Origin of the sequence: Chitinophaga sp. (assembly GCF_035761305.1) — a bacterium.
Lineage (GTDB): Bacteria > Bacteroidota > Bacteroidia > Chitinophagales > Chitinophagaceae > Chitinophaga.
The window spans coordinates 1-12697 of record NZ_DASTRI010000113.1 but is presented as its reverse complement, the minus strand read 5'-3'; the positions used below and the strand labels follow the sequence as shown (position 1 = coordinate 12697).

Genomic DNA, 12697 nt, shown 5'->3' with positions numbered 1-12697 from the left:
GTACGCTATGCCACTACCCGCAACTTTACCGGCCAGGTGTTATATACACATCCCAAAGTGCTGCTGCGCCTTCCGGCAGCCAAGGCCCTGAAAGCCGTACAGCAGCAGCTGCGCGCGCAAGGATATGGACTGAAGATATTTGACGCTTACCGCCCTTATGCTGTTACCGAAAAAATGTGGACCATTGTACCGGACGACCGCTATGCTGCCGACCCGCGCAAAGGCAGCGGCCATAACCGCGGCGTTGCGGTAGACCTTACGATTATAAAACTGGCCACCGGCGATACTATTCCAATGCCAACCGGTTACGACGATTTTACAGAAAAGGCGCACTACAGCTACCGGCCTGCCGATACCACAGTACTCGCTAACCGCACCCTGTTGCGCAATGTAATGGAGCAGCACGGCTTTACCGCCCTGGAAACAGAGTGGTGGCACTTTTACCTTCCGGATTACCGGAATTATCCTTTGCTGAACCTGGGGTTTGACGCCTTGTGCCCCTGAAACAGCCATATGCTTATTTATTTTTGCAAACAGTGTAAAAGCGGTAAAGCAGCCAGGAGTGGTAATGTACATGATTAAACATCCGCTGCAGGGATATGTTTTAAGCCATTTTTAAGATAGCCACAGGAAAGCAGGAACAAGATTTGCATTTAAACCCATAGCAGCCCTTGGCAAGCTGGGCTGTATACAAGCAACTTACCCCGGATATACCCCCATTCAGAAAACCATATTTATTCTTTTCATTAAAACCAGGAAATCATGAGAAAAGTAGCAGACCAGGTAGTAGAAATGCTGGTGGCAAACGGCGTAAAAAGGATTTACGCTGTAACCGGCGATAGTTTAAATGAGCTGAATGATGCTGTAAGAAGGAATGGACAGATTAAATGGATTCATGTGCGGCATGAGGAAGCGGGCGCCTATGCCGCTGCCGCAGAAGCCGAGCTGGAAGGACTGGCCTGCTGCGCCGGCAGCTGCGGTCCCGGGCATGTGCACCTCATTAATGGCCTGTACGATGCGCACCGTACAGGCGTTCCGGTTATAGCAATAGCCTCCACCATAAACACGCCGGAATTTGGTATGGATTATTTCCAGGCCACCAACACCTTTAAGCTATTTGACGACTGCAGCTGCTATAACCAGGTGGCCACCACACCGGCCCAGGCGCCCCGCATGCTGCAGGCGGCCATACAACACGCCATACATTGCAAAGGCGTAGCAGTACTGGGCCTGCCGGGCGACGTATCGGCCATGCCGGCGCAGGAAAGCATTACCGCCATACGTAACTATTCCGGCAACACCGTGTTACGCCCTGCCGACCAGGAGCTGGAACGCCTGGCCGCCCTGCTGAACGAACATACGAAAATAGCGGTGTTTTGCGGCATTGGCGCGGCTGCGGCGCATAAGGAGGTGGTAACGCTGGCGGGCTTGCTGCAAGCGCCGGTAGGCTATTCTTTCCGCGGCAAAATGGGCATACAATATAATAATCCTTATGAAGTTGGCATGACCGGTTTGCTGGGCCTCCCCGCAGCCTACCACGGCATGCATGAAGCAGAGGTAGTGCTGCTGCTGGGCACCGACTTCCCCTACACGCCATTTATGCCGGTGAAGAACAAGATTGTGCAGATAGATGAAAAGCCCGAAAGACTGGGCCGCCGCGCAAAGCTGGAGATGGGGCTACATGGCGATATAAAAGATACGCTGCAGGCGCTGATGCCCTACCTGGCACAAAAAACAGATGATCGCTTTTTAAAGATACAGCTGGAGCTTTATGATAAAGTGAAAGCACAGCTGCACGAATTTGTAAAAGACCCCGGCACCACTAACCTGATACAGCCCGAGTTTGTAGCCGCCACCCTGAACGAGCTGGCGGCAGATGACGCCATTTTTACGCTTGATACCGGCATGTGCTGCGTTTGGGGCGCACGCTATATAAATGCAACGGGCAAACGCAAAATGCTGGGCTCCTTTAACCACGGCTCCATGGCTAACGCCATGCCCATGGCCATTGGCGCAGCGCTTACCCATCCCGGCAAGCAGGTATTTGCCCTGTGCGGCGATGGCGGCCTGTCAATGCTGCTGGGCGACCTGGCCACCATACGCCAGTACGACCTGCCTGTTAAACTGGTAGTATTTAACAACCGCTCACTGGGTATGGTTAAGCTGGAAATGCAGGTGCAGGGCTTACCGGACAATGAAACCGATATGATAAACCCCGACTTTGCCGTACTGGCGCGCGCCATGGGTTTCAAAGGCCTTACCGTACAGGTGCCCGAAGGCGTAAAGGGTGCGCTGCAAACGGCTATTAATGATGAAGGCCCGGTGCTGGTGAATATTATGACCAACCCCGCGGCGCTGGCTATGCCACCTAAAGTGGAGTGGGAGCAGGTAAAAGGATATGCCCTTTCCATGACCAAGCTAATGCTGGGCGGCCGTATGGATGAAGTGCTGGAAATGATGAAGTCGAATTACAGGCATCTTACAGAGCTGTTGTGAGCATGTAAAATGTAGAATTTAAAATGTAGAATGCAAAAGTAAGGGCAGTGTGTAATTATACTAAAAAAGTAAAGGGAATACAGCGTACTAATACCACTGCATTCCCTTTTACATTTAACATTTTACATTTAATATTTTACATTTCAATAGATCTTGTTCAGCGCATCAACATAGGCGTTTACGGAAGCGTTCACAATATCGGTAGAGTAGCCGAAACCGTAGTATGACTGGCCATTGCACCTAACGCGCATATTCACCTTGCTTACATCTTCGCTGCCGCCATGCATGGCCTGTATGCTAAATTCATCGAGGCTGATGTCGTCTTTAATAATCTCATGAATGGCGTTAATGGTGGCATTCACCGGGCCGTTACCCGCAGCGCTGGCTTCCCGCTCCTCACCGTTTACTTTCAGTTTTACTGTGGCCATAGGGCGCAGCGGATCGCCGCATACTACCTGCAGCAGCGTTACCTTAATAGCCTGGTCATCGTCGTAGTTTTTTTCGTTGCCGTCACCCATCAGCTGTTGCAGATCGGCGTCGCTGATTTCCTTTTTCTGATCGGCCATTACCAGGAAGCGCTGGTACACCTCATCCAGGTTAATTTTATCCAGCTTATAACCCAGCCGGTCCAGGTGGTGCTTTAAGGCATGGCGGCCGCTGCGTGCCGTAAGAATGATGGAGCTGGTGGCAATACCTACATCTTCCGGGTTCAGTATTTCATAGTTTTCACGGTGCTTCAGCACCCCATCCTGGTGAATGCCGGAGCTGTGGGCAAATGCATTGCGGCCTACAATGGCCTTGTTAGGCTGTACCGGCATACGCATGAGGGTAGATACCAGGGTGCTGACACCGTAAATATGTTTGGAGTTAATGCCGGTATGGTAACCCAGCGCATGATGCGTTTTCATGATCATGGCCACTTCTTCCAGGGAGGTGTTGCCTGCGCGCTCTCCAATGCCGTTAATGGTGCACTCTACCTGGCGTGCGCCGTTTATTACACCGGCAATGGTGTTTGCTGTAGCCAAACCCAGGTCGTTATGGCAATGCACGGAAATAATGGCATTATCAATATTGGACACATGATCTACAAGGTACTTAATCTTGGCGCCATACTGTTCCGGCAGGCAATAGCCGTTGGTATCAGGTATGTTCACTACCGTGGCGCCAGCAGCAATAACCGCTTCTATCATACGGGCCAGGTACTCATCATCCGCACGGCCGGCATCTTCTGCATAAAACTCCACATCATCCACAAACCTGCGGGCATATTTAACAGCATCTACCGCGCGTTTCAGTATATCTTCACGGGTGCTGTTGAATTTATATTTGATGTGCATATCAGACGCGCCTATACCGGTATGTATGCGCTTGCGTTTGGCAAAACGCAGGGCTTCTACTGCGGCGTCAATATCCATGTTATTGGCGCGGGTAAGCGCGCAGATCACCGGCTCGGTTACGGCTTTGGAAATTTCTACCACGCTCTGGAAATCGCCCGGGCTGGAGATGGGGAACCCCGCTTCAATAATGTCTACACCTAATGCTTCCAGCTCCTTTGCTACTTCAATCTTTTCTACGGTGGTTAACTGGCAGCCTGGAACCTGTTCGCCATCCCGGAGGGTGGTATCGAAAACGTAAACACGATTTTTATCCATTTTATAACAATTTTAAGTCAGTTATCAGTTGTCGGTGGCTATTTGTAATTAATAATTAATAATGATGGACTAGCACAGGTTTTCCAGCACTTTGCCACCCATGCCGTCTGTACCCACGATCAGCGCATTTTCCGTATGCTTGTTGGCAATGTCCATAGTGCGGTAGCCCTGGCGCAGCGTGGCTTCCACGGCTTTTATTACGCGCTGCGACTCGGTTTTAAGGCCAAATGAAATATCCAGCATCAGCGCAGCAGACAAAATAGCGGCCAGCGGGTTGGCAAGTCCTTTGCCCGCAATATCGTGCGCAGCACCATGTATAGGCTCGTAAAATCCATTGCTGTCGCCTACCGAAGCAGATGCCAGCATACCCATAGACCCGGCTATCTGTGAGGCTTCGTCTGTTAATATATCCCCAAACAGGTTACCGGTTACTACCACGTCAAAACGTTTAGGGTCTTTGATCAATTGCATGGCGGCATTGTCAATGAACATATGCTCTGTTTCCACATCAGGGTAGTCTTTGGCAACTTCCTGCACTACCTCCCGCCACAGGCGGCTGGCTTCCAGCACATTTGCCTTGTCTACTGAGCACAGCCTGCAGCGGCGGGTGCGGGCGGCTTCAAATGCCTTGCGGGCAATGCGCTCTACTTCATAGCGATGGTAGATCATGAGGTCAGATGCGGTATTACGGTCTGCGGTTCTTTGCTTTTCACCGAAATACACGTCACCGGTAAGCTCGCGGAAAAACAGGATGTCGGCGCCGCGCAGTATTTCCGGTTTAATGCTGGATGCTTCCAGCAGCTCGTCAAACAGCTTTATAGGGCGCAGGTTGGCGTACAGGCCCAGCTCCTTGCGGATTTTCAGCAGGCCCTGCTCGGGGCGCACTTTCAGCGTAGGGTCGTTATCGTATTTAGCATGACCAATAGCGCCAAATAGTATAGCATCGCTTTTCCTGGCTTTTTCCAGCGTTTCGTCGGGCAGGGGGTTGCCGGTGGCTTCTATGGCCACATGCCCCATTATGCCTTCTTCAAATGTAAAGTCGTGCTTGTAGTTATGTGCAATAGTTTCCAGTACCTTCTGTCCCCAGGCTGTAACTTCCTGCCCTATGCCATCTCCCGGAATTACCAGTATCTTTTTAGCGACACCCATGTAGTTGTTGAATTAATGAATAATTGTTTTCAGCGGTTAAAAATTAAACTCCCGGCTGGCCTCATATGCTTCGATATTACTGCGCAGGCTCAGCAGATAGTCAATATCATCATACCCGTTTATAAGACAGGCTTTTTTATAGGGATTAATATCAAAGCTTTCCTGGTCGCCGGTAGCAACAATTTTAATGTACTGTGCTTCCAGGTCTACCTCCAGCTGGGCGTGGGCGTTGGCCTCAATGGCTTTGAATATCTTTTGCAGGAACGCATCGCTTACCTGGACGGGCAAGATAAAGTTGTTCAGCGCGTTGTTCTTGAATATATCTGCAAAAAAGCTGCTTACCACTACTTTAAAACCATAGTCGCCCAGCGACCATGCAGCATGCTCGCGGGACGAGCCGCAGCCAAAGTTTTTGCCGGCTACCAGTATTGCTCCTTTATAGAGGGGATTATTGAGCACAAAATCCGGCTTGGGCTGGTTGTTGGCGTCAAAGCGCCAGTCGCGGAACAGGTTTTCTCCAAAACCTTCCCGGGTAGTGGCTTTCAGGAAGCGTGCCGGGATGATCTGGTCCGTGTCAATATTTTCTATCGGTAATGGTACTGCTGTGGAAACCAGGTGTTGAAAGTTCTTTTTCATCGTACGTTATTAATGTTTTACCGCTGCTATCCGCAACCGCACATAATCTGCATACCACTTGCCGTTGCGGTAGTGGGTAGGCCGCAGCGCTTCCTGCGCCTGCTGTAAAATAGCTGTACGCTTTTCAGCGGGTATGTTTTCAAAAAAGTGATCGCCAAACATGTCAAACCAGTCAATAATGCCGTTTTCAGGGTCGGCCAGTTCGGTAGTACGGTCAAAGCACAGCACCTGCTGCACGCGGAAACCGTATTTTTCCAGCAGGGAGGTGTACTCCCCTACTGACGGAAAATACCAGAACGGCGTATAGGTGTACCCGTGCCGCTGCATGGCCTGCTCCAGCGCCTGCAGCAGGCTGGCTACATTACCTTTTGCACCCATTTCCAGCACCAGGCGCCCGCCGGGTTTCAGGTGCTGGTACATGCGGGCGGCCACCGCCTCTTTATCCAGCATCCAGTGCAGGGCAGCATTGGAAAAAACAGCATCAAACTGCTCGGGCAGGGAAAAGGAAGCGGCATTGGCCACTACAAAATTCACCTGCGGAAAGGTGCGCTGCGCGCTGGCTATCATGGATGCCGATGCATCCAGCCCGGTTACCTGCGCGCCGCCGGCTGCCAGCTGCGCTGTTAGCTCGCCGGTACCACAGCCCAGGTCCAGTATGTGCTCGCCGGCCTGCGGCTGCAGCCACTCCAGCAGGTTGTTGCCGTACTGAAAAACAAAGGCGTAATTATTTTTATATAAATCCGCGTTCCAGGACATAATACTTTTTCATTTGTTACAAAATTCCCCGCTGCCAGGGTTACACCAGTTCCCGTACATCTGCTACCCGGCCCGTGATGGCCGCTGCCGCCGCTGTTAACGGGCTGGCCAGGAAGGTGCGGGCATTGGGCCCCTGCCGGCCTTCAAAATTGCGGTTAGAGGTGGATATGCAGTACATGCCCGCAGGCACCTTATCCTCATTCATACCCAGGCAGGCCGAGCATCCGGGTTCCCGCAGGTGAAAACCGGCATCTTCAAATATCTTGTCTATTCCTTCTTTTTTAGCCTGGGCCTCTACCTGTTTGGAGCCCGGCACTATCCACACCACCACGCCGCTGGCCTTGTGCTTGCCTTTTACAAAATCGGCCACCATGCGCAGGTCCTCAATACGGGAGTTGGTGCAGCTGCCGATAAACACATAGTCTACCTTTTTGCCCAGCAGCGTGCTGCCCGGCTCCAGGGCCATATAGTCCAGCGATTTTTTGAAGGAAGGCTGCTCTTTCACATCCAGCTGCTCCAGGGAAGGAATGTGCTGGGTAACGCCCATGCCCATACCCGGGTTGGTGCCGTAGGTGATCATGGGCTCAATTGCAGCCGCATCAAAGGTAAGGGTGGTATCAAATACCGCATCTGCATCGGAATGCAGGGTTTTCCAGTAAGCAAGGGCTTTATCCCAGTCCGCGCCCTTGGGTGCAAACTCGCGGCCTTTAATATATTCAAAGGTGGTATCGTCCGGGGCTATAAGTCCGCCGCGGGCGCCCATTTCAATGCTCATGTTGCAAATGGTCATGCGCGCTTCCATGCTCAGGCTGCGGATGGCCTCCCCGCAGTACTCCACAAAATAGCCGGTGGCGCCGGAGGCGGAAATGCGGGAAATAATGTACAGGATAATGTCTTTAGATACCACGCCCTTTTTCAGCTGCCCGTTGATCTCAATTTTCATGCGTTTGGGGCGGTACTGTAAAATGCACTGGGTGGCCAGCACCTGCTCTACCTCAGAAGTGCCTATACCAAAGGCAATGGCTCCAAAGGCGCCGTGGGTAGAGGTGTGGCTGTCGCCGCACACAATGGTCATACCTGGCAGGGTAATGCCCAGCTCGGGGCCTATTACATGCACAATGCCCTGGTAAGGGTGGCCCAGGCCGTACAGCTCCACGCCAAATTCCGCGGTATTCTTGGTCAGCATCTCCACCTGGTGGCGGCTCAGGGCCTCTTTAATAGGCAAATGCTGGTCAATGGTAGGTACGTTATGATCGGCGGTGGCCCTTGTTTTCTGCGGGCGGAACACGGGAATGCCTCTTTTGCGCAGCCCGTCGAATGCCTGTGGACTGGTTACTTCGTGAATAAAATGCGTGTTAATGTACACAGCATCCGGAAAACCGGGTTTGCTCACCACCACATGGGCATCCCATATCTTATCTACTAATGTTTTTCCCATCCGTAATTACTTTACAACCTTTTCCGCGGGCGCCGGCGCTGCTGCTTTGTTCCGGAAAACCGGCCCGCATTACGCGGAAATTGGTCTTTGTTAAGTACTTTTATGCGTCCTGATCGTTTATACCTCCAAATCTAATGGTGAACTGTTAATTACCATATCGTTAAATTTGCTATAATTACGATGTTTAAGGTGAAACGAAAACCATTATTCACTTGAAAAACAATTACTTACAAGACTTTAATAACGATGCCCAACAGTCAGCATGACGCTTTATTCATATTAATAAAAACACTTACAAAAGCAGAAAAAAGGAATTTTCAACTGGCTTTTAATAAAAACAATACCAAGGAGGACGTGCTGTTTATACAGCTGTTCAATACCCTGGACAAAATGAAGGACTATGACGAAGAGCAGATCCTGAAGAAGATACCCGCCATTAAAAAGCAGCAGCTAAGCAATGTAAAAGCCCACCTGTACAAGCAGCTGCTCACCAGCCTTCGCCTGCTGTTTAAGCAAAAAGACCCGCTGATTGACCTGCGGGAGCAGCTGGACCATGCCCGCGTGCTGTACAACAAAGGCCTGTATAACCAGAGCCTGAAGCTGCTGTCGCGCGCCAAAAGCATGGCCATGGAGCAGGAAGAGGTAATGCTCACCTACGAAATCGTGGAATTTGAGAAGCTGATAGAAAGCCGGCACATTACCCGCAGCCTGGAAAACCGGGCCGAGGAGCTGAGCGAAGAGTCGAGGGTAATAGAGCAGCAGCTTACCAGCATCAGCCGCCTTAGCACCCTTTCATTGCAGCTGTACGGCCTGTACCTGAAGCTGGGCCATGCCCGTAACGAGAAAGATGCGGAAATGGTAAAGCGCTTTTTTGAGGATAATGCGCCCCCGCTGGCTAAAAACCACATGAGCTTTTATGAGAAAATATACCTGTACCAGGCTTATTGCTGGTATTACTACATCCTGCAGGATTTTGTGATGTACTACCGCTACACGCAAAAATGGGTGAACCTGTTCAAAGAATATCCCTCCTTGCTGAAAACGGATGTGGACATGTACATTAAAGCCATGCACAACCTGCTCACAGCTCATTTTTATACCATGAACGATGAAAAGTTCACCTGTGTGCTGCAGGAGCTGGAAGATTTTATTAACCTTAACCAGGAGAACTTCAGTGAAAATACCCGCACCAATGCCTTCGTGTACCTGTACACCGCCAAAATAAACCACCACTTTTTGGAAGGCACCTTCAGCGAAGGGCTTGGCCTGGTACCTGAGCTGGAAGAGCGTATAGCAGAGCACCAGCTGAAGGTAGACCAGCACCGCGTGCTGGTGTTCTACTACAAAATAGCGTGCCTGTATTTTGGCAGCGGGGATAACAACAAAGCCATTGTGTACCTGAACAAGATTATTCACCTGCGCATTGGCGCCCTGCGGGCGGATATACAGTGCTTTGCCCGCATACTGCACCTGATAGCGCATTATGAGCTGGAGAACTACGGGCTGGTAGAGTACCTGATTAAATCCGTATACCACTTTATTTCCAAGAATAAAGACCTTGGGCAGACGATGGAGGAAATACTGAAGTTCCTGCGCAAGAACATCTATGCCCATCCCAAAGCCCTGCGCAGCGCTTTTGCCGACCTGAAAGAAAGACTGGTGGAAATATCCAAAAACCCCTACGAACGCCGCTCATTCCTGTACCTGGACATTATCAGCTGGCTGGAAAGCAAGATAGAAGGCGTGCCTGTACAGGACGTTATAAAACGCAAGTTCCTGAAGAAAGAACCGCGGATATAAGCTGCTGCATTTTCATTATCTTTAGCCTGTTGAAAAACCATTAACCTGCCATGTCTGAACAGCAGTTCCGCATTATTGCCATTTCCGGCAGCTTACGCAAAGGCTCTTATAACACAATGGCGCTGAAAGCCGCCCAACAGCTGGCCCCTGCCAACATTATCATTGAACAGGAAAACATCAGCGGCATCCCTTTTTACAATGCCGACCTGCACACACTTGCATTCCCTGACAACGTAGAGCGGCTGGCCGCCCGGATAAAAGCTGCAGACGGTGTGCTGTTTGTATCTCCGGAATATAACTACTCCATTCCCGGAGCCCTGAAAAATGCCATAGACATTCTTTCCCGTCACCCCGATAAACCGTTTGACAATAAGGCCGTAGCCATTATGGGCGCCAGCATAAGCGCGCTGGGCACCGCGCGCATGCAGTATCATTTAAGGCAGGTAATGGTGTATTTAAACGCCTATGCCGTTAACCGGCCAGAGGTGATGATTGCCGCTGCACAGCACAAGTTTGATGGTGATGGCAACCTGCTGGATGAAACCGCCAAAAAGTTAATACCACAGCTGTTAACAGCGTTGGTGGAGCTAAGCAGGAAATTGCGCAGTGTGTAAATATTACTGCACCTGCTCATACATAGGCTCATACCGGTAATACCGGCCTGCAAACAATGCAAAGGCCAACGCCTGCGTACACAGCACTGCCCAGGCATACAGGTAACCCAGCGTCATAAACAGCAATGCGCAAAATATAAGGAACACCCACCGCAAATACTTATCCTGGTCAAGCCGGGGAAAATACAGCAGGCACCGGAACAACGGCAACACCGATGCGCCGAAAGCTCCCAGCAGCAGCCAGTGCCAGCTGTTATACCGCAACGTATGCACGGTAAGCAAGGCAAATTCAGGCAGCAGTAAACAGCCGTAGGTAATACAAAGCGTGGCATAGCGTTTCCACAACGGTATAGGCAGATGGCGGGTAAAAGCCAGGTACTGATCGTCAAAATGCCGGTGCTCAAACACCAGTACGCTGTGCAGCAGCAAAGCAATCAGCAGCCCGGTTAGCGCTACCCGCACATCATATTCATCCATAAGGCTGAAAGTTGCCATCAGTATTAAATACGACAGCACTTTTACGATCAGCAGCCTGCGTGTGCGGCTGGCCGCCAGCTCATAAATGTAATAGAGCGGTAAGGGTTTATGCACGCGGCGGTTGAACCATTGGATCCATTTGTGATAAAAGAGCACGGCGCCCGGCCGTTGTATTAAACGGCTGTACAGCAATACAGGCAGCCCGCACATGAGCGCATTAAAAACAAGCAACACCGCCAGCGCCATATAATACCCATTAAAACCGGCCAGCACAGCGGCGATCAGGCTATATATCAATGCCGGCGCATATATACCAATGTGCACAACCAGCCAGCTGCGGCGCTGCCGCACTGTATTTACCGTACCGATGGTTTGGTATAAAAAGCTGTATTCCTGCGCGTTTATGGTGCCCAGCATATGCCACATGCATTTCAGGTTATACAGTAACCACACGCCCAGTGCAATCAGCAGAAAGCCGCCGGTGCTTACAATGCCCATCATTAAACTGTAATGGTATAATAGCAGCTGCCCGCCGGGCACAATACCAAACAGCAGGTAAAACAGCAAAAGGAAAAACCCGGTGTTGCGCGCGTAGAAACGTTGTATAAATATTTTGCTGAGAACTTTTATCATAATTAATAATGAATAATTAAGAATGAATAATAATAAATGCGGTGTGCTACTGTTAACAATAGTGTGCACCCGGCCACCACTGTTTAATGAATAATGAATAATTAATAATGAATAATAATAAATGCGGTGTGCTACTGTTAGCAACAGTGCGCACCCCCGTCACTATCGTTTAATGAATAATTAAGAATGAATAATAACTAAATGCGGTGTGCCGCCACCGTCAATTATGTGTATTAATGATTGATGAAAAAAGAACAAGTTTCAATAAAGCACTATCCTGATACCCCATCGCCATTCATTATTAATTATTCATTTTTAATTATTAATTACCATGGAGCCGTAATAAAACATTTCTCCAGATACCACATCGCCATGTATTATTAATTATTAATTATTCATTCTTAATTGCCCCTGCTGCAGGGCCAGGGCCGCCGTTACCGGTAGCGCGCCGGCTGCCAGCGGCTGGTGAGAGGTGATGAGAAACGAAACCCCGTGTTGCGTATGAAAGCGGCCTATCCAGCTGTAAAGCTCCCGGATGGCGGCGGTGTCCAGCGTAATCAAAGGCTCATCCAGCAATATCAGCGCGGGTTTGCCGGTAAAGGCCAGCAGCAGCGACAGCTTTTTTAACATGCCGCTGGAATAGCTGCTTACAGGATTATTAATAAAATCCGGGATGCCCAATGAGGTGGATAATACGTGTACATCTTCATACCCTGCGCCTTTGGTGCTGATATACAGCTGCAACAGATCGCGCCCGGTAAGAAAACCCGGGTACAGCGGTTCGGCCTCTGCATAGTTTACCAGCTGCCGGTACTGCACCGGCTGTTGCTTGCTGCTTATATGCGTATTAATTTTCACTTCCCCGTCGAACGGAATAAGGCCGGCCATAATTTTCAGGCAGGTGGTTTTACCCGCGCCGTTGCCGCCCTGCATCCAGTAAATACCAGCCGGCAGCTCCAGCTGTGGAATATTGATTATCAGCCTTTCGTAGTATCTTTTTTGAACATGTTGCAGTATGAGCATATGTTAATATTAAAGAATAAATC

At 50.2% G+C, this 12697-nt stretch carries 11 protein-coding genes; 4 read left to right on the top strand and 7 right to left on the bottom strand.

Annotated features, from left to right (window positions below; translation table 11 throughout):
* Both VFS25_RS09940 and VFS25_RS09935 read left to right on the top strand, forming a co-directional pair.
* A partial coding sequence (locus tag VFS25_RS09940) for a M15 family metallopeptidase (protein ID WP_326461986.1) occupies window positions 1–504 on the top strand: 504 nt, incomplete at its 5' end.
* A gap of 258 nt (window positions 505–762) precedes the next feature.
* On the top strand, window positions 763–2496 hold the full coding sequence (locus tag VFS25_RS09935) for a thiamine pyrophosphate-dependent enzyme (RefSeq protein ID WP_326461985.1): 1734 nt from the start codon (window positions 763–765) through the stop codon (window positions 2494–2496).
* A gap of 143 nt (window positions 2497–2639) precedes the next feature.
* Here the strand turns inward: VFS25_RS09935 and VFS25_RS09930 are convergent, their stop codons facing one another.
* From VFS25_RS09930 to leuC, 5 genes are all read right to left on the bottom strand, one after another.
* Window positions 2640–4148: a 2-isopropylmalate synthase gene (locus tag VFS25_RS09930; RefSeq protein ID WP_326461984.1), complete on the bottom strand. Its 1509-nt coding sequence runs from the start codon at window positions 4146–4148 to the stop codon at window positions 2640–2642.
* Window positions 4149–4217: 69 nt separating this feature from the next.
* Entirely contained in the window at window positions 4218–5297 is a 1080-nt protein-coding gene (gene leuB / locus VFS25_RS09925; RefSeq protein WP_326461983.1) for a 3-isopropylmalate dehydrogenase, read from the bottom strand.
* A gap of 36 nt (window positions 5298–5333) precedes the next feature.
* Window positions 5334–5933 carry a 3-isopropylmalate dehydratase small subunit gene (gene leuD / locus VFS25_RS09920; protein ID WP_326461982.1) on the bottom strand — a complete coding sequence of 200 codons (600 nt, stop codon included), beginning with the start codon at window positions 5931–5933 and terminating at the stop codon, window positions 5334–5336.
* A 9-nt stretch (window positions 5934–5942) separates the two neighbouring features.
* Window positions 5943–6689 carry a methyltransferase domain-containing protein gene (locus VFS25_RS09915; RefSeq protein ID WP_326461981.1) on the bottom strand — a complete coding sequence of 249 codons (747 nt, stop codon included), beginning with the start codon at window positions 6687–6689 and terminating at the stop codon, window positions 5943–5945.
* A 40-nt stretch (window positions 6690–6729) separates the two neighbouring features.
* Window positions 6730–8127, bottom strand: coding sequence for a 3-isopropylmalate dehydratase large subunit (gene leuC / locus VFS25_RS09910; RefSeq protein WP_326461980.1), 1398 nt, complete (start codon window positions 8125–8127; stop codon window positions 6730–6732).
* A 246-nt stretch (window positions 8128–8373) separates the two neighbouring features.
* Here leuC and VFS25_RS09905 point away from each other — a divergent pair, with 246 nt between their 5' ends.
* Window positions 8374–9927: a hypothetical protein gene (locus tag VFS25_RS09905; RefSeq protein WP_326461979.1), complete on the top strand. Its 1554-nt coding sequence runs from the start codon at window positions 8374–8376 to the stop codon at window positions 9925–9927.
* A gap of 50 nt (window positions 9928–9977) precedes the next feature.
* Complete coding sequence (locus VFS25_RS09900; protein WP_326461978.1) at window positions 9978–10541, top strand: NAD(P)H-dependent oxidoreductase; 564 nt, start codon at window positions 9978–9980, stop codon at window positions 10539–10541.
* Between the two features lie 3 nt (window positions 10542–10544).
* Here VFS25_RS09900 and VFS25_RS09895 read toward each other — a convergent pair whose 3' ends face one another.
* Both VFS25_RS09895 and VFS25_RS09890 read right to left on the bottom strand, forming a co-directional pair.
* Window positions 10545–11651, bottom strand: a complete 1107-nt coding sequence (locus VFS25_RS09895) for a hypothetical protein (protein WP_326461977.1) — start codon at window positions 11649–11651, stop codon at window positions 10545–10547.
* A 387-nt stretch (window positions 11652–12038) separates the two neighbouring features.
* Window positions 12039–12674, bottom strand: a complete 636-nt coding sequence (locus tag VFS25_RS09890) for an ABC transporter ATP-binding protein (RefSeq protein WP_326461976.1) — start codon at window positions 12672–12674, stop codon at window positions 12039–12041.
* Between the last annotated feature and the right edge of the window lie 23 nt (window positions 12675–12697).

What these genes read in the sequence shown, in the direction of transcription:
- VFS25_RS09915 (WP_326461981.1), bottom strand. Translation starts at nt 6,689, where the DNA reads ATGTCCTGGAACGCGGATTTATATAAAAATAATTACGCCTTTGTTTTT.
- VFS25_RS09935 (WP_326461985.1), top strand. Translation starts at nt 763, where the DNA reads ATGAGAAAAGTAGCAGACCAGGTAGTAGAAATGCTGGTGGCAAACGGC.
- leuC (WP_326461980.1), bottom strand. Translation starts at nt 8,127, where the DNA reads ATGGGAAAAACATTAGTAGATAAGATATGGGATGCCCATGTGGTGGTG.
- leuD (WP_326461982.1), bottom strand. Translation starts at nt 5,933, where the DNA reads ATGAAAAAGAACTTTCAACACCTGGTTTCCACAGCAGTACCATTACCG.
- VFS25_RS09930 (WP_326461984.1), bottom strand. Translation starts at nt 4,148, where the DNA reads ATGGATAAAAATCGTGTTTACGTTTTCGATACCACCCTCCGGGATGGC.
- VFS25_RS09890 (WP_326461976.1), bottom strand. Translation starts at nt 12,674, where the DNA reads ATGCTCATACTGCAACATGTTCAAAAAAGATACTACGAAAGGCTGATA.
- VFS25_RS09895 (WP_326461977.1), bottom strand. Translation starts at nt 11,651, where the DNA reads ATGATAAAAGTTCTCAGCAAAATATTTATACAACGTTTCTACGCGCGC.
- VFS25_RS09905 (WP_326461979.1), top strand. Translation starts at nt 8,374, where the DNA reads ATGCCCAACAGTCAGCATGACGCTTTATTCATATTAATAAAAACACTT.
- VFS25_RS09900 (WP_326461978.1), top strand. Translation starts at nt 9,978, where the DNA reads ATGTCTGAACAGCAGTTCCGCATTATTGCCATTTCCGGCAGCTTACGC.
- leuB (WP_326461983.1), bottom strand. Translation starts at nt 5,297, where the DNA reads ATGGGTGTCGCTAAAAAGATACTGGTAATTCCGGGAGATGGCATAGGG.